Raw genomic sequence first — 15,197 nt, forward strand, 5'->3', positions numbered from 1 at the left:
GTTGTCGCATATCTACAAGAACCAGCGTGCCACACAGACTTAGCCTAGGGACATGGAAAATCAAGATGAAGTCACGCAAGGTGTGACGGGAATGCATACAACTGCCGGTGTCCCTCATGGATTCACCAGTCTGACGCCATTCTTGGCTGTGCCCAACGCAAGGGCAGCGCTGGGATTCTATGAAGAAGTATTCGGTGCGACAATGGTAGATTCCACCGAAATGGGAGGCGTTGTCGTGCATGCAGAAATTGCATTCGGCAATGGCCGTTTGCAGATCGGGGAACCTTCGCCGGCCTACGGACTAGTCAGCCCGCCAGCTGCGCCGAATGCCTGCTATTCCTTGGGTTTCTACTGCGAAAACGCAGATGAGGTGGTGGCCAGGGCCGAGGCTGCCGGTTCCAGTATCCGAGAACCACTGGGCAACTTCGTCTCGGGTGACCGCTTCGCTTCGATTCTGGATCCCTTCGGTGTGCGCTGGTCCATCATGTCCAGGGTGGAAGACCGGTCGCTGGAAGAGAGCGCCCAGCGCGTCGCGCAGTGGGCCTCGCAGCAGTGATGAAGAAGCCAATGGCAGTCGCAATCGCATCGAGCCGCTATCATACCTAGGCGGAAGTGTCCTTGCCGGAATTGTCGTCTGCTTCGAATAGGCTCGGATGATGATGACGATGACGCGTGCCCGAAAACCATCCCTGGGATGGCCTATGGGTACGCTTCTTGTTGCTTCCCTAGCTATTGGCATTCTCCCGTATCTGGGTTTCCCCGGTGCAGGATTGATTCCCAAGGTTCAGGCATTCCAACCATATCTGTTGCTCTTCCCGGCAGTGGTTCTGGTTATCGGGCTACTGCGCAAGCAATGGCTCATCAGCGGGTTCGTGCTGGTGTTCCTGCTCTGCGGTGCACTGCCCAACGTGCAATGGAGCTCTCCCGCTGGCCAGACCGGAAACGGCAGCTCCGAGCTGGTTCTCCTATCGTTCAATGCCCTGAAGGCAGGAGCGAACCCGGCGCAGCTCGCTGAACTGATCAGGGACACGGATCCGCAGATTCTCGTCCTTGTTGAAACCAGCGAACCAATGCACCAGCAACTCGCAGGGCTGGACGCGCTGGATGGATTTGGCTATCGGAGCCAAGAGGCACCCGCCGGGGGAGAACGGGATACCGTGATTTTCTCAAAGTACCCATTGCAGGAACGCTCCACCGATCTGGATTCAGCGGACACCGGTTGGTACTCCTTGCCGGTTGCCGATGTGCAGGCACCCGGTGGGGTCGTGCGGGTGGCCGGCATCCATGTCTATCCGCCGGTTGGAGATGCGCAACGATGGAGCCAGGGCTTGGAAGCAGTCATCGACTGGTCGAATCAGCAGCGGGATCATCCCGTTATCCTTGCTGGCGACTTCAACTCCGTTCGCTCCCATCCAGGATTCCGTGCCCTGGGGGACGGGTATGCGCAGGCTGATGGAGTCTGGCCCCGCGCGACCTGGCCAGCCGGCCGGAGCTTCCCGCCATTGATCGGCATTGACCATATCGTGGCGAAGGGCCTGTCCATCACGGGCTCTTCTTCTCACATCATCGACGGCTCGGATCATCTTGCGGTGAGCGCCACGGTCGAATTCCGTCGCTGAGCAATGATTCCTGCCGGTGACGGCCGGATGCTGGAGCTGCCCAGGGCTGACCGAAAAATAATTTCACTTTTGGCGATTCAGCCGCTTTTTATCTTCTGTGGCGCGTGGGCTACCTCGAATGACACTCTGATGCCACCGCAAGCGACCAGTTGCCCAGCTGGATGGCAGTACCAAAACCCCGAAATTCAGCGAATCTGCGGTGTCCTTGGTGTGACGAACGACGCTCGCTTTTCTCTTACCACACCATTTCGGATTCGCGCCACTCTAGGCTAGACTTAAGAATCTGTGCGCATCATGCCCGGGGACTATCCACCTTCGACATAATGCAGTGCGGTCCAAATCCGTTTGGCCGCGCAAGTGCAGCCTCGATATTTTACGCCTCGGCCCTGCCGGCATTTGGGATCAGCATTCGGTGCGCCCGCGCCAGTGGGGGTAAGCGATACGTATCGTGGAGACCATATCCGTTCCGCAAGGCTCATTCATGAGAACCAGCGAGACGACAGGAGTAAGAAGTGATTCAGCAGGAGTCGCGACTTAAGGTTGCCGATAACACTGGTGCTAAGGAAATCCTTACCATTCGTGTTCTTGGTGGCTCGAAGCGTCGCTACGCAAGCATTGGCGACACCATTGTCGCTACCGTCAAGGATGCAATTCCTGGCGGCAACGTAAAGAAGGGCGACGTCGTAAAGGCAGTCGTCGTTCGCACCAAGAAGGAAATCCGTCGTGCAGACGGTTCCTACATCAAGTTCGACGAGAACGCTGCAGTTATCCTCAAGGGTGACGCTGCCGATCCTCGTGGTACTCGTATTTTCGGCCCAGTGGGCCGCGAGCTTCGTGACAAGAAGTTCATGAAGATCGTTTCGCTGGCTCCGGAGGTGCTGTAACCATGGGCGCAAAGATCAAGAAGGGTGACCTGGTTCAGGTCATCGCTGGCAAGGAACGTGGCTTGCAGGGCAAGGTCCTGAAGGTCATTACCGAGTCCAACCGCGTGCTGGTCGAAGGCGTTAACCGCGTCACCAAGCACACCAAGGCAGGTCAGACCGAATCCGGTTCGACCACCGGCGGCATCGAGGTTGTCGAGGCTCCAGTGCACGTTTCCAACGTTGCAGTGGTTGACCCAGAGACCAAGAAGCCAACCCGCGTCGGCTTCCGCGAGGAAACCGTAGAAAAGAACGGCGTGTCCAAGACTGTACGCGTTCGTTACGCCAAGGCTTCCGGAAAGGATCTGTAATGACTGAAGCAGCCACCAAGATCCAGCCACGTCTGAAGGCTAAGTACGCAGCTGACATCCGCCCTGCCCTGCAGGAGCAGTTCAACTACGCCAACCCAATGCAGGTACCATCCCTGACCAAGGTTGTCGTGAACATGGGTGTTGGCGAAGCAGCCAAGGACTCGAAGCTCATTGAAGGCGCCGTACGCGACCTGACCGCAATTACCGGTCAGAAGCCAGTGGTTACCAAGGCCCGCAAGTCGATCGCACAGTTCAAGCTGCGCGAAGGCATGCCAATCGGTACCCACACCACCCTGCGTAACGATCGCATGTGGGAATTCGTCGACCGCCTGATCACCCTGGCACTGCCTCGTATCCGCGACTTCCGCGGCTTGAGCGACCGCCAGTTCGATGGCAATGGCAACTACACTTTCGGTCTGACCGAACAGTCGATGTTCCATGAAATCGATGTGGACAAGGTTGACCGCGTACGTGGTATGGACATCACTGTCGTTACCACCGCCAAGACTGATGACGAAGGCCGTGCCTTGCTTAAGGCTCTGGGCTTCCCATTCAAGACCAACAACTAATCTCACTACGTTACAGGTCCGCTAAGGAAACCGTAACGAGGAAGGGCTGAAGCCCACATGTCTATGACAGATCCAGTCGCAGATATGCTGACTCGTCTGCGCAACGCCAACTCGGCTTACCACGACACTGTGTCGATGCCGTCGAGCAAGCTGAAAGTGCGCATTGCTAACATCCTCAAGGAACAGGGCTACATCGCCTCGTTCGAGGAAGTAGCAGCAGAAGTCGGCAAGACTCTGACTATCACTTTGAAGTACGGCCCATCGCGCGAGCGTTCGATCGCTGGCGTACGCCGTATCTCCAAGCCAGGTCTTCGCGTTTACGCAAAGTCCACCAACCTGCCTCACGTGCTCGGTGGTCTTGGTATCGCTATCCTGTCCACCTCCTCCGGTCTGCTTACTGACCGTCAGGCTGCAAAGAAGGGCGTGGGTGGGGAAGTCCTCGCCTACGTCTGGTAACGGGAAAGGGGAAACATACAATGTCACGTATTGGACGTCTTCCGATTTCCGTACCTGCCAACGTTGAGTTGAACGTCGACGGCCAGCTGGTCGCCGTCAAGGGTCCTAAGGGTGAACTTTCGATCACCGTTAAGGCTCCAATCACCGTTGCCAAGGACGAGAACACTGTTACCGTCAGCCGCCCGAACGACTCCCGCGAGGCTCGTTCGCTGCACGGTCTGACCCGTACCTTGATCAGCAACATGATCACTGGTGTAACCGATGGTTACGAGAAGAAGCTCGAAATCCACGGTACCGGTTACCGCGTACAGGCTAAGGGTGCCGAGCTGGAGCTTGCTCTGGGCTACTCGCACCCAGTGAAGGTTGCTGCCGTTGAGGGCATCACCTTCTCGGTCGAGGGCAACAACAAGATCACCGTTGCCGGTATCGACAAGCAGCACGTCGGTGAAGTTGCCGCTAACATCCGCAAGCTGCGCAAGACCGAGCCTTACAAGGGCAAGGGCATTCGCTACGCTGGCGAGATCATCCGCCGCAAGGTCGGAAAGGCTGGTAAGTAATCATGGCTATCGGAATCAAGGGCAAGAGCAAGTCCGCTCAGCGCGGTCGTCGTCATCAGCGTTTGCGCAAGCACATCGTTGGTACCTCCGTTCGTCCACGCCTGGTTGTCAACCGCTCGGCTCGTCACATCTTCGTACAGATCGTAGACGACTCGCAGGGTATCACCCTGGCCAGCGCATCGACCATGGAAGCAGATCTTCGCGCAAGCGATGCCGACAAGACCGCAAAGTCCAAGCGCATTGGTGAGCTCGTTGCAGAGCGCGCCAAGGCTGCTGGCATCGAAGCAGTTGTCTTCGACCGCGGTGGCAACAAGTACCACGGTCGCGTGGCTGCTGTTGCTGACGGCGCACGTGAAGGTGGGCTGGCACTGTGAGCGAAGCAACTAACAAGAAGGAAACTCAGGTGTCTGAAGCTACTGAAGCAGTCGAGACTGCATCGGCTCCCGCTACCGAGAACGCAGGATCCCGTCGCGGCGAAGGCCGCGGTCGTGGTGAAGGCCGTGGACGTGGCGAAGGCCGCGGTCGTGGTCGTGACCAGAAGGATAGCCGCAACGAAGACAAGGACAAGTTCCTTGAGCGCGTTGTAGCTATCAACCGCGTCTCCAAGGTCGTCAAGGGTGGTCGTCGCTTCAGCTTCACCGCACTTGTGGTCGTTGGCGACGGCAACGGTATGGTCGGCGTTGGCTACGGTAAGGCCAAGGAAGTTCCTGCTGCTATCGCAAAGGGCGTAGAAGAGGCCAAGAAGTCCTTCTTCCGCGTTCCACGCGTTGGCACCACCATTCCACACCTGGTCAAGGGTGAGGCCGCCGCTGGCGTTGTCTTGCTCCGTCCAGCAGCTCCTGGTACCGGTGTTATCGCCGGTGGCCCAGTGCGCGCCGTGTTGGAGTGCGCAGGCATCCACGACATCCTGTCGAAGTCGATGGGTTCGCAGAACCAGATCAACATCGTTCAGGGCACCATTGCTGCACTGAAGGCTCTGGAAGAGCCTGAAGCTGTTGCAGCTCGCCGCGGTCTTCCGCTGGACGAGGTTGCACCAGCAGCAATGCTGCGTCACATCCAGGCCCAGAAGGCAGGTGCTTAATCAATGGCTAAGAACATTGTTCCAAGCGATGCCAAGCTGGCAATCACCCAGGTCAAGTCCATCATTGGTGGAAACCAGAGCCAGCGCGACGTTGTTCGCTCGCTGGGTCTGAAGCGCATCGGTCACACCGTTGTTCGCACCGCCGATCCTGTGACTGTTGGCATGGTCAACAAGGTCCCACACCTGCTGAAGGTCGAGGAGGCGAAGTAGAGATGGCTGAAGAAAAAGCACTTAAGGTTCACCACCTGCGCCCAGCTGAGGGTGCCAAGACCGCTAAGACCCGCGTGGGTCGCGGTGAGGGCTCCAAGGGTAAGACCGCAGGTCGCGGTACCAAGGGTACCAAGGCTCGTTACCAGGTGAAGGCAGGCTTCGCAGGTGGTCAGCTTCCGCTGCACATGCGTCTGCCAAAGCTGCGCGGCTTCAAGAACCCATTCCGCGTCGAGTTCCAGGTTGTAAACCTGGACAAGATCTCGGAACTGTTCCCAGAAGGTGGCGAAGTCACCGTCGAGGCACTGGTTGCCAAGGGCGCCGTTCGCAAGAACCAGCCTGTCAAGGTGCTGGGCACCGGCGACATCACGGTTAAGGTTGACGTGAAGGTTAACGCCTTCTCGACTTCCGCTTCCGAGAAGATCGCTGCTGCTGGCGGCTCGGCAAACACCCTCTAATACAGGGTCAAGCCTTTGAATGGTCCCGGTTCGCGTTGAGCAATCAACGTGAACCGGGACTTTCTTTTTCTCTCGGCGAAACATTCTAAGATTTCTTATAATTGCTTGGCTGATTAGTCGGTTTAGGATCATTCCTGCAAACATTTGTGTGCATTTCGTGTGGCGCATTTGGCAGGATTGCCTAACAGACCGCTAGAATCGTTAGGTCTGGGAAGAATCTCTTCTTCAGGCTCAAGCACTTACTTCAGGAGGACGCTTGTTCAGCGCCATAGCCCGAGTTTTTCGGACGCCTGATCTGCGCAACAAGTTGCTGTTCACGCTTGGGATCATTGCGATCTATCGTGTCGGTGTATTCATTCCCGCTCCGGGCATTGATTACAGCAACGTTCAGCAGTGTCTGGCAATGGGTGAAACCACCGGTGGACTTTATTCATTCGTGAACCTGTTCAGCGGCGGCGCCCTGTTGCAGGTCTCGGTTTTCGCAATGGGAATCATGCCGTACATTACTGCGGCAATTATCGTCCAGTTGCTGCGTGTGGTGATCCCGCACTTCGAGGCCCTGCACAAGGAAGGCCAGGCCGGCCAGGCCAAGATGACGCAGTACACGCGTTACCTGACCATCGCCTTGGCACTGCTTCAGGGAACCACCTTGGTCACCCTGGCCCGTACCGGCAGCCTGTTCCCAAGCTGTACCCTTCCGCTGGTCCCGGATGACTCGTTGATTGTCATCCTGCTGATGATCATCACCCTTACCGCAGGCACCGGCCTGATCATGTGGATGGGCGAGTTGATCACCGAGCGCGGCATCGGCAACGGCATGTCCATCCTGATCTTCATCTCCATCGCTTCGGGCTTCCCATCCTCGATGGGCGCCATCTTCCAGGCGCAGGGCATCATGACCTTCATTGGCGTGCTGCTGGTGGGCTTGTTGATTGTTGCTCTGGTGGTCTTCGTCGAGCAGTCCCAGCGACGTGTTCCGGTGCAGTACGCCAAGCGCACCGTGGGACGCCGCACCGTGGGCGGCACCTCCACCTATATTCCTTTGAAGCTGAATATGGCGAACGTGATCCCAGTGATTTTCGCCAGCTCCATCCTGGCTTTGCCGCAGATGATCGTTCAGTTCAACCAGAACGATGATGGCACCTTGCCCCAGTGGGCGATGTGGCTGCAGGAGCACTCGGCGACTTCATCGCCGTGGTACATGCTGGTATACACCTTGATGATCATCGGCTTCACCTACTTCTATGTTGCGATTACCTTCAACCCTGAAGAGGTCGCCGACAACATGAAGAAGTACGGCGGATTCATTCCGGGCATTCGTGCTGGTCGTCCGACCGCCGATTACCTGCAGTACGTGATTTCCCGTATTACCTTCCCGGGCGCGTTGTACCTTGCGTTCGTTGCGTTGATCCCGCTGATTGCCTTCGTGCTGTTCAACGCTGACCAAAGCTTCCCATTTGGCGGTACATCGATCCTGATTATGGTTGGTGTGGGTTTGGAAACCGTCAAGCAAATCAATGCTCAAATGCAGCAACGGAACTATGAAGGGCTTCTGCGATGAGTCGACTGCTTATTATTGGACCACCCGGTGCCGGCAAAGGCACCCAGGCCGTAAAGATCTCCGAGCGCTTGGACATTGTCGCCATCTCGACCGGCGACATCTTCCGTGCCAACGTCAAGGGCGGCACCCCGCTGGGTCTCGAAGCCAGCAAGTACATTGACAACGGAGACTTTGTACCTGATTCGGTCACCAACAACATGGTTGAAGACCGCCTGAACCAGGACGATGTCGCCAAGGGCTTCCTGCTCGATGGCTACCCGCGCACCAGTGCGCAGGTGGACGCGCTGGATGCGATGCTGGCCAACAAGGGCATCGCCCTGGACGCAGTGCTGCAGCTGACCGCTGATGACGACGAGCTGGTAGCCCGTCTGCTGAAGCGTGCGCAGATCGAAGGCCGCGCCGATGACACCGAAGAGGTCATCCGCCACCGCCTGGGCCTGTACAACGACGAGACTCGCGTCGTTGTGGAGCGCTACGAGGAACGCGGCATCGTGCGCAAGGTCGACGGCCTGGGCGCTATCGACGAAGTCACCGAGCGTGTTCTTGCAGCGTTGAACGTCAACGCCTAGACACAAGCGTTACAACGCGCAGGGACCGTGCAGCAACAATGGATGTTGCAGCCCGGTCCCTGCGCACTTTTTGCATTGATGGACCTTGCGGTTGCCGGCAGCGGCACGCGGCAAGGACATCACACTTTGAGGCAGGGGAATCACATTGGCTTTAGGACAGCCGAAAATCGAGTACAAATCTAACTCCGAGATCCTGAAGATGCGCCAGGCCGGATTGGTGCTGGCTGAAGCGCTGGACGAAGCCGTTGCGATGGCTCGGCCCGGGGTGCGGACCGAAGAGATCAACCAGGCCTTTGGCAAGGTGCTCGAACGCCACAACGCGACCAGCAACTTCCTTGGCTACCATGGCTTCCCAGCGAACATCTGCGCTTCGGTCAATCACGAGGTAGTCCACGGCTTCCCATCGGACTACGAGCTGAAGGACGGCGACGTGCTGAAGATCGATGGCGGCGCCATCATCGACGGCTGGCACTCCGACTCGGCACGCACCGTGCTGGTGGGCGAGAACATCGACCCAGCTGACCAGCGCCTGAGCGACATCACCGAGCAGGCCATGTGGGCCGGCATCGCCGCGGCGGCCAACGCACGCTTCATCGGCCAGATCGGCCAGGCCATCGATGACTTCGTCACCAGCCAGCCAGGCGACGAGCTGGGCATCCTCGAGGATTACTGCGGCCATGGCATCGGTTCGCAGATGCACATGGCACCGGATGTGCTGAACTACAACTCGGGGCACCGCGGTCCGCGCATCAAGCCGGGCATGTGCTTGGCCATCGAGCCAATGCTGGTTCGCGGTGGCATCGAGACCTCCGTGCTGGAAGACGACTGGACTGTTGTCACCAACGACAAGTCCAACGCCTCGCAGTGGGAGCACACCGTGGCATTCCACATGGGCGGCATCTGGGTATTGACCGCGCACGATGGGGGAGCGGCCGGACTGGCCCCATTCGGCGTGACCCCATCGCCGATCCAGGGCTAGCACCAGCCTGGAAATCATCGAATCCAGTACGCCACATGGCTGTGGCGTGCTGGATCTAACATTTTAAATGTCAATGAACGATTGGCACTGTGTGGACTAATGCCGTATCGTTGTTTGTTGGTTCCTGATTTAATTGCGCCTAAAACCCTCGGGTTTTCGGTACAGGGATCAAGGACCAGAACCAATTACTTGTTGGTGGAAATTGCCAACAAAAAAAGTTAGCGGGGAAAATGGGCAAGAAGGAAGGCGTCATCCAGGTAGAGGGCACCGTCTCGGAAGCACTGCCGAACGCGATGTTCCGCGTGGAGCTGCCGAATGGACACGTAGTGCTCGCCACTATCTCGGGTAAGATGCGTCAGCACTACATTCGAATCCTCCCAGAGGACCGAGTGCAGGTTGAAATGAGCCCATACGACCTCAACCGAGGTCGCATCGTTTACCGCTACAAGTAAATCTGCAGAATCCAAGACTTTCCCAGCGTGCGAAGCACAATCTTGTGCTACGGCCGCTGAATGATGTTCTTGGACAAAGCTTTTTACTGCTCCACATTTAACTGCAACCGCAAAAGGACAAAGCCTTGAAGGTTAACCCTAGCGTGAAGCCGATCTGCGACAAGTGCAAGGTGATCCGTCGTAACGGCGTGGTCATGGTGATCTGCGAGAACCCACGCCACAAGCAGCGTCAGGGCTAATTCCGTTTTTACGGGATTCCCACGCGTAGTCAATTAGGCAGTGTCAGCTAGGACGAAAGTCCTGGTGTACCCCCGGATTCGGAGGCCGGGGCCGTGAGCAATCACGGAAGGTACTGCTCCAGACCTCCGTTCGTTGAAAGGTAGCCACTTGGCTCGTTTAGCAGGCGTGGACATTCCACGCGAGAAGCGCGTAATTATCGCGCTGACTTACATCTACGGCGTGGGCAAGACCCGTGCAGAAGAGACCATCGCAGCGACCGGCATCAGCCCGGACACTCGCGTCAAGGATCTCACCGATGACCAGCTCGTGCAGCTGCGCGACTTCGTCGAAGGCACCTACAAGGTTGAAGGTGACCTGCGCCGTGAGGTTCAGGCTGACATTCGCCGCAAGGTTGAGATCGGATCCTACGAAGGTATTCGTCACCGTAAGGGCCTGCCGGTCCGCGGTCAGCGCACCAAGACCAACGCACGTACCCGTAAGGGCCCGAAGCGTACCGTCGCAGGTAAGAAGAAGACTCGCTAAATCTTAGCGATCTAGTTCAAATACTTTTTTCGTAGGAGAAGAAATGCCCCCAAAGACTCGTGGAGCGGTACGTAAGCCGCGTCGCAAGGACAAAAAGAATATTGCGCAGGGACAGGCGCATATCAAGAGCACCTTCAACAACACCATCGTATCGATCACCGATCCGACTGGCGCTGTTATCTCGTGGGCTTCGGCCGGCGAGGTAGGCATGAAGGGTTCGCGCAAGTCGACCCCATACGCTGCCCAGATGGCTGCTGAGTCCGCTGCAAAGCGCGCTCAGGAGCACGGCATGCGCAAGGTTGACGTTTTCGTCAAGGGCCCAGGCTCGGGACGCGAAACCGCGATCCGTTCGCTGCAGGCTGCTGGCCTTGAGGTTGGATCCATCCAGGATGTTTCCCCAAGCGCTCACAACGGTTGCCGCCCATCGAAGCGTCGCCGCGTCTAATTGATTCGCTAGGCTTAGCCTAAGAAGTCACCGAAGCATTCACTCGTGGGTGCTCCGGTGACTATCTTGGACTTATTAGCCTGCAAAAAGACGAACGGCCACCTCAGGCTACCGTCGTTTCCACCCCCGTGAGGCGTCATATAGCGGACGCTCGCTGAAAGGAAATGTAAGTGCTCATTACGCAGCGCCCAACCCTGACCGAAGAAGTAGTTGCCGAAAACCGCTCCCGGTTCGTTATCGAACCACTGGAGCCAGGCTTTGGCTACACCCTTGGTAACTCGCTCCGCCGTACCCTGCTCTCTTCGATTCCTGGTGCTTCTGTCACCAGTGTTCGAATTGACGGTGTACTGCATGAGTTCACCACCGTAGCCGGTGTCAAGGAAGATGTCACCGAACTGGTCTTGAACATCAAGAACCTGTCGGTATCTTCCGAGCACGACGAGCCAGTCGTTGCCTACCTGCGCAAGCAGGGCCCGGGCATCGTTACTGCAGCGGACATCACCCCTCCAGCAGGTGTGGAGTTCCACAACCCTGATCTGCACATCGCCACCCTCAACGCCAATGGCAAGTTCGACATGGAACTGACCATTGAGCGCGGCCGTGGCTATGTGTCTGCCGCTCAGAACAAGAACATTGATGGCGAGATCGGTCGAATCCCAGTTGATTCGATCTACTCCCCAGTGTTGAAGGTGACCTTCCGCGTGGAAGCAACCCGTGTCGAGCAGCGCACCGACTTCGATCGTTTGATCGTTGACGTGGAGACCAAGGAATCGATCACCCCGCGCGATGCAGTTGCATCCGCAGGTACCACCCTGGTTGAGCTGTTCGGTTTGTTCCGCGAACTGAACACTCAGGCTGAAGGTATCGAAATCGGTCCATCGCCAACCGATGCAGCTATGGCTGCTGACATGGCGCTGCCGATCGAGGATCTGGAACTCACCGTTCGTTCGTACAACTGCTTGAAGCGTGAGGGCATCCACTCTGTGGGTGAACTCGTAACCCGCTCCGAGGCCGACTTGATGGACATCCGCAACTTCGGTGCGAAGTCCATTGACGAAGTCAAGGCCAAGCTGGTTGAACTGGGTCTGGCCCTGAAGGATTCCCCTCCAGGCTTCGATCTGGCCGCTCGTAGCGCCATCGACGATGGCGACGAATACGACGAAGGTCTGTAAGACCCGCGTCTAGCGACACACTACTTCATCCGACTGAACGAAATATTCGTCCAGTACGGGTTATTCATCTAGGAGAACCACAATGCCTACCCCTACCAAGGGTCCGCGTCTCGGCGGCAGTGCAGCACATGAGCGATTGATTTTCGCTAACATGTCGGCACAGCTCTTCGAGAACAAGAAGATCACCACCACCCTGACCCGTGCCAAGCGTCTGCGTCCACACGCAGAGCGCCTGATCACCTTCGCTAAGCGCGGAGACCTGGCTTCGCGTCGCCGCGTCCAGGCCGTCATCGCTTCGCGTTCGCGCACCAACAAGTCGATCGTTCACGAACTGTTCGAGAACATCGCACCAGCAATGGCAAACCGCGAGGGTGGCTACACCCGCATCACCAAGATCGGTAACCGCAAGGGCGACAACGCTCCTATGGCTGTTATCGAGCTCGTGATGGAGCCAGTTTCGCCAAAGCAGGCTGTCGTCAAGGAAGCCACCAAGGCTACCGAGAAGGCTGCTGAGACCGAAGAGGCCTAAGCCCCTTCGAGCTAATGCTCTCTCGCCTGCAAAGGCGAAAAAGATTCCCGTTGGATCCGCAAGGAACCAACGGGAATCTTTTTTTATGCCTGTTTGCGTGAAGACGCGGGTGATCTTGCCCGTCAGTTGGAGGGCAGGGGCATCCGCATCTTGGAATTGCCTAGCTGAACGAATCCATGTCCGGGCAAGCCGTATTCAGGTATTCGGTAGCCTCGGAAGCCTCAGCCGTATCCAGTTCGGCGATCTTCTGCGAAATTTCCATCATGTTGCTGCTGTTGCCCTCAGCCATCAGGCCAGCCATTTTCTTGGTCTGTTTCGATGCCGCATTCAAGGACGTGGCAAGCTTGTTGTCCTTCGTGTTCTCAGCGGCTTCGCCCAGGATGGAATCGAACTCGTTCATGATCTCGGCATAAGCCGATGTATCGCCAGCCAAGAGCTCTGCGCTGGAGTCCTCCGCCTTCTTCTGCAGTCCGCGTTCAGCCACCTGGTCGTTGATGTAAACGCAGGTTTCCTCGGTGGACAGTTTGCCTGCACTGCAACCAGTGAGCATGACAGATGCAAGGGTGAGCGCAGCGGCAGATGCCGCGAACTTTTTCGACATTGAGATCCTTAGACGATGATGATCCGATGGCCCAGCACGTGAGGCACCGATAAGTACCTGTTTATTCTATAATCAGGAGTTATTACAGGCAGTGTATGACATGAGCGGATCGGCAAGCAGCGGTTTCCTAAGAAGCGGACGGATCAGGTTCAGAAGCGGAAGCTGGGCACGTTTCACGCACATAGTCGGTGTATTGATCTTGCAGTCCGCCCTCGGCTGCCTCAACGTCTGACGCGAGCGTTGGATCGTCAAAGGAGCGATTGGCAATGAGGTCAATGAAGTCTTGGTAGTTTTCGATTTCGGACCGCAATGCAGTGCGCAAGTGCCTATCGCCAGTTTGCTCGGAGACTTCCCGGTAGATGCCGATGGCTGTTTCCATAGCCTCAATCGCAGGTTGTGAATTCTGCGCAAGAATTCCCATATATGCCAGCGCCCGCTTTTCCTCTATGGAATGCTCTACGGCCAGTTCATTAATGAGGGCGCATGATTGCTTTGTGCTCAGCTGTCCCGAACTGCAACCGCTCAAGCAGAGCGGGACAGCAGCGGATATCGCGATAAAGCTAACTGCATTCCTGAACATGGCGAGTCCTTAGAACGGTGCTGGTGAACCAGCCGCCTGCGTGGCAGGTCCGTGGAATGCACATAGGCTCCTTCCGGCAGCAGCTCTCGTTTTGGCGCCTGTGGATAACGGCGTGAAGGCGGGCACTTGATTCGACGGTTGCGCGTCTGCTTACGCATAATTGAATACATGAGTACTCAGCCAGAAAGCATCGATCCAATGGGCACCACCGCATTGGGGGCCACTGCAGCACCAGCATGGATCCGCATGCGCATGGTGCTCGGATACGACGGTGCCGCCTATAGCGGTTGGGCTCGGCAGCCCAATGTCTTGGGCGTGCAGCAGCTGGTTGAAGAGGCCCTGGAAATGATGATCCGGCGCCGCGTGCGCGTGGTTGTTGCCGGACGCACCGATGCAGGTGTGCATGCCCGCCACCAGGTGGTGCACTTCGATTTGACCGAGGAAGAATACGCGGGACTGCCACGCAAGGCGCCCTTGGCTCCCGGTCCTGCGCTCGTACGCCGCATCAACGGCATCCTTGGCCGTCAAGATGGTGCCGTTTGGGTGCATGAAGCCGAACGCGCACCAGAAGGCTTCGATGCCCGCTTCTCCGCGCTGGCCCGCCGCTACTCCTACCGGATTGCCGATGGGCAGCAGCGCTGGGATCCACTGACCCGGCACCTGACGACGTGGCACCGTGAAGAGCTGGATGTCGAGGCGATGAATCGCGAGGCGCAAAGCGTGCTGGGCCGCCACGACTTCTTGACCTACTGCAAGCCCCGTCCGCATGCCACGACCATTCGTACCCTGCAGGAATTCACCTTCACCCGTGGAGCCGACGGCTTGGTACTGGCCCATTTGAAGGCCGATGCCTTCTGCCACAACATGGTCCGTGCGCTAATCGGTGCCGCGATGATGGTGGGGGACGGGCGTGAGCAACCGGGGTTCCTGGCCCAGCGGCTGGAACAGATGGTCCGCGACTCCAAGACCAAGCTTTCGCACCCGCGGGCCCTGGTCCTCGAAGAGGTCTACTACCCAGAGGCTGAAGAACTGGCAGAACGAGCACTCCTGACCCGCGCACGGCGAACCGAAGCTGAGGTTGACGAAGCCTGCATGGAAAGCTGATTAGCCGATAATCCCCGGGATCTTAAGGGTGTTGTTGCTCACGACGTACATGCTTTTTTGGCCGGAAACACTTTAATCCGCTAAACTTTTATGAGTTGTGTATGTCCACGTTCGACACTACACGCCCAAGCGTGACGGCTTAGTTGCATAGTCGCTGGTCTGCTGGGTGTGCGAACAATATATGGACGGCCGGTTATCATCAGTCCTCACCTGGCGTACTGGTCTAAACACAAGAACAACACGACAGTGCCTGTCACTGGGGGAT

General features: G+C 57.4%; 22 protein-coding genes and 1 pseudogene. 21 read left to right on the forward strand and 2 right to left on the reverse strand.

The features are described 5' to 3' along the window. Positions 1-52: 52 nt before the first annotated feature. From ACIOTL_RS05665 to rplQ, 20 genes and pseudogenes are all read left to right on the forward strand, one after another. A complete protein-coding gene (locus ACIOTL_RS05665; protein WP_400342061.1) occupies positions 53-556 on the forward strand; it encodes a VOC family protein in 504 nt (167 codons plus the stop codon). Between the two features lie 145 nt (positions 557-701). Next, a complete protein-coding gene (locus tag ACIOTL_RS05670) occupies positions 702-1,619 on the forward strand; it encodes an endonuclease/exonuclease/phosphatase family protein (protein WP_400342062.1) in 918 nt (305 codons plus the stop codon). A 512-nt stretch (positions 1,620-2,131) separates the two neighbouring features. Next, on the forward strand, positions 2,132-2,503 hold the full coding sequence (rplN, locus tag ACIOTL_RS05675; protein ID WP_013349674.1) for a 50S ribosomal protein L14: 372 nt from the start codon (positions 2,132-2,134) through the stop codon (positions 2,501-2,503). A 2-nt stretch (positions 2,504-2,505) separates the two neighbouring features. Continuing rightward, positions 2,506-2,850, forward strand: a complete 345-nt coding sequence (rplX, locus tag ACIOTL_RS05680; protein WP_013349673.1) for a 50S ribosomal protein L24 — start codon at positions 2,506-2,508, stop codon at positions 2,848-2,850. Further along, complete coding sequence (rplE, locus tag ACIOTL_RS05685) at positions 2,850-3,419, forward strand: 50S ribosomal protein L5 (RefSeq protein ID WP_038992189.1); 570 nt, start codon at positions 2,850-2,852, stop codon at positions 3,417-3,419. The genes rplX and rplE overlap by 1 nt, the downstream gene beginning before the upstream one ends. 57 nt (positions 3,420-3,476) lie before the next feature. Continuing rightward, complete coding sequence (rpsH, locus tag ACIOTL_RS05690) at positions 3,477-3,875, forward strand: 30S ribosomal protein S8 (RefSeq protein ID WP_013349671.1); 399 nt, start codon at positions 3,477-3,479, stop codon at positions 3,873-3,875. A gap of 20 nt (positions 3,876-3,895) precedes the next feature. Continuing rightward, on the forward strand, positions 3,896-4,432 hold the full coding sequence (gene rplF, locus ACIOTL_RS05695) for a 50S ribosomal protein L6 (RefSeq protein WP_105657655.1): 537 nt from the start codon (positions 3,896-3,898) through the stop codon (positions 4,430-4,432). Between the two features lie 2 nt (positions 4,433-4,434). Further along, positions 4,435-4,806, forward strand: a complete 372-nt coding sequence (gene rplR, locus ACIOTL_RS05700) for a 50S ribosomal protein L18 (protein WP_105657654.1) — start codon at positions 4,435-4,437, stop codon at positions 4,804-4,806. 29 nt (positions 4,807-4,835) lie between these two features. Beyond that, entirely contained in the window at positions 4,836-5,513 is a 678-nt protein-coding gene (gene rpsE, locus ACIOTL_RS05705; protein WP_181148849.1) for a 30S ribosomal protein S5, read from the forward strand. Between the two features lie 3 nt (positions 5,514-5,516). Beyond that, positions 5,517-5,723, forward strand: coding sequence for a 50S ribosomal protein L30 (gene rpmD / locus ACIOTL_RS05710; protein WP_073705901.1), 207 nt, complete (start codon positions 5,517-5,519; stop codon positions 5,721-5,723). Between the two features lie 2 nt (positions 5,724-5,725). Next, the gene (gene rplO / locus ACIOTL_RS05715) at positions 5,726-6,178 is read left to right on the forward strand and encodes a 50S ribosomal protein L15 (protein WP_105657652.1); all 453 of its coding nucleotides are present in this window, start codon (positions 5,726-5,728) and stop codon (positions 6,176-6,178) included. A gap of 256 nt (positions 6,179-6,434) precedes the next feature. After that, on the forward strand, positions 6,435-7,739 hold the full coding sequence (gene secY, locus ACIOTL_RS05720) for a preprotein translocase subunit SecY (RefSeq protein ID WP_105657651.1): 1,305 nt from the start codon (positions 6,435-6,437) through the stop codon (positions 7,737-7,739). After that, positions 7,736-8,308, forward strand: coding sequence for an adenylate kinase (locus ACIOTL_RS05725; RefSeq protein ID WP_105657650.1), 573 nt, complete (start codon positions 7,736-7,738; stop codon positions 8,306-8,308). The genes secY and ACIOTL_RS05725 overlap by 4 nt, the downstream gene beginning before the upstream one ends. Positions 8,309-8,453: 145 nt before the next feature. Next, positions 8,454-9,287, forward strand: coding sequence for a type I methionyl aminopeptidase (gene map / locus ACIOTL_RS05730; protein WP_105657649.1), 834 nt, complete (start codon positions 8,454-8,456; stop codon positions 9,285-9,287). A 230-nt stretch (positions 9,288-9,517) separates the two neighbouring features. Then, positions 9,518-9,739: a translation initiation factor IF-1 gene (gene infA, locus ACIOTL_RS05735; RefSeq protein ID WP_013349662.1), complete on the forward strand. Its 222-nt coding sequence runs from the start codon at positions 9,518-9,520 to the stop codon at positions 9,737-9,739. Positions 9,740-9,864: 125 nt separating this feature from the next. After that, on the forward strand, positions 9,865-9,978 hold the full coding sequence (gene rpmJ / locus ACIOTL_RS05740) for a 50S ribosomal protein L36 (protein ID WP_013349661.1): 114 nt from the start codon (positions 9,865-9,867) through the stop codon (positions 9,976-9,978). A gap of 148 nt (positions 9,979-10,126) precedes the next feature. After that, entirely contained in the window at positions 10,127-10,501 is a 375-nt protein-coding gene (gene rpsM, locus ACIOTL_RS05745) for a 30S ribosomal protein S13 (RefSeq protein WP_105657648.1), read from the forward strand. 43 nt (positions 10,502-10,544) lie between these two features. Beyond that, on the forward strand, positions 10,545-10,946 hold the full coding sequence (gene rpsK, locus ACIOTL_RS05750) for a 30S ribosomal protein S11 (protein ID WP_038992179.1): 402 nt from the start codon (positions 10,545-10,547) through the stop codon (positions 10,944-10,946). A 170-nt stretch (positions 10,947-11,116) separates the two neighbouring features. Further along, positions 11,117-12,118 (forward strand): DNA-directed RNA polymerase subunit alpha, encoded by a 1,002-nt coding sequence (locus ACIOTL_RS05755; RefSeq protein ID WP_105657647.1) that lies wholly within the window; start codon positions 11,117-11,119, stop codon positions 12,116-12,118. An 82-nt stretch (positions 12,119-12,200) separates the two neighbouring features. Further along, positions 12,201-12,641: pseudogene (rplQ, locus tag ACIOTL_RS05760) on the forward strand (50S ribosomal protein L17); the annotation flags it as partial. 166 nt (positions 12,642-12,807) lie between these two features. Here rplQ and ACIOTL_RS05765 read toward each other — a convergent pair. Together ACIOTL_RS05765 and ACIOTL_RS05770 are read right to left on the reverse strand one after the other, a co-directional pair. After that, positions 12,808-13,248 carry a hypothetical protein gene (locus ACIOTL_RS05765; protein WP_400342064.1) on the reverse strand — a complete coding sequence of 147 codons (441 nt, stop codon included), beginning with the start codon at positions 13,246-13,248 and terminating at the stop codon, positions 12,808-12,810. A 127-nt stretch (positions 13,249-13,375) separates the two neighbouring features. After that, the gene (locus tag ACIOTL_RS05770; RefSeq protein ID WP_400342066.1) at positions 13,376-13,828 is read right to left on the reverse strand and encodes a hypothetical protein; all 453 of its coding nucleotides are present in this window, start codon (positions 13,826-13,828) and stop codon (positions 13,376-13,378) included. A gap of 168 nt (positions 13,829-13,996) precedes the next feature. Here ACIOTL_RS05770 and truA point away from each other — a divergent pair, with 168 nt between their 5' ends. After that, the gene (gene truA, locus ACIOTL_RS05775) at positions 13,997-14,932 is read left to right on the forward strand and encodes a tRNA pseudouridine(38-40) synthase TruA (RefSeq protein ID WP_286134203.1); all 936 of its coding nucleotides are present in this window, start codon (positions 13,997-13,999) and stop codon (positions 14,930-14,932) included. The last annotated feature ends 265 nt before the right edge of the window (positions 14,933-15,197 follow it).

The sequence above is a fragment of the Glutamicibacter sp. NPDC087673 genome, assembly GCF_044743255.1.
Classification (GTDB): domain Bacteria; phylum Actinomycetota; class Actinomycetes; order Actinomycetales; family Micrococcaceae; genus Glutamicibacter.

Coding starts and splice junctions, on each gene's coding strand:
- ACIOTL_RS05665 (WP_400342061.1), top strand. CDS start 53: ATGGAAAATCAAGATGAAGTCACGCAAGGTGTGACGGGAATGCATACA.
- ACIOTL_RS05670 (WP_400342062.1), top strand. CDS start 702: ATGGGTACGCTTCTTGTTGCTTCCCTAGCTATTGGCATTCTCCCGTAT.
- rplX (WP_013349673.1), top strand. CDS start 2,506: ATGGGCGCAAAGATCAAGAAGGGTGACCTGGTTCAGGTCATCGCTGGC.
- rplE (WP_038992189.1), top strand. CDS start 2,850: ATGACTGAAGCAGCCACCAAGATCCAGCCACGTCTGAAGGCTAAGTAC.
- rpsH (WP_013349671.1), top strand. CDS start 3,477: ATGTCTATGACAGATCCAGTCGCAGATATGCTGACTCGTCTGCGCAAC.
- rplF (WP_105657655.1), top strand. CDS start 3,896: ATGTCACGTATTGGACGTCTTCCGATTTCCGTACCTGCCAACGTTGAG.
- rplR (WP_105657654.1), top strand. CDS start 4,435: ATGGCTATCGGAATCAAGGGCAAGAGCAAGTCCGCTCAGCGCGGTCGT.
- rpmD (WP_073705901.1), top strand. CDS start 5,517: ATGGCTAAGAACATTGTTCCAAGCGATGCCAAGCTGGCAATCACCCAG.
- rplO (WP_105657652.1), top strand. CDS start 5,726: ATGGCTGAAGAAAAAGCACTTAAGGTTCACCACCTGCGCCCAGCTGAG.
- ACIOTL_RS05725 (WP_105657650.1), top strand. CDS start 7,736: ATGAGTCGACTGCTTATTATTGGACCACCCGGTGCCGGCAAAGGCACC.
- infA (WP_013349662.1), top strand. CDS start 9,518: ATGGGCAAGAAGGAAGGCGTCATCCAGGTAGAGGGCACCGTCTCGGAA.
- rpsK (WP_038992179.1), top strand. CDS start 10,545: ATGCCCCCAAAGACTCGTGGAGCGGTACGTAAGCCGCGTCGCAAGGAC.
- ACIOTL_RS05765 (WP_400342064.1), bottom strand. CDS start 13,248: ATGTCGAAAAAGTTCGCGGCATCTGCCGCTGCGCTCACCCTTGCATCT.
- ACIOTL_RS05770 (WP_400342066.1), bottom strand. CDS start 13,828: ATGTTCAGGAATGCAGTTAGCTTTATCGCGATATCCGCTGCTGTCCCG.
- truA (WP_286134203.1), top strand. CDS start 13,997: ATGAGTACTCAGCCAGAAAGCATCGATCCAATGGGCACCACCGCATTG.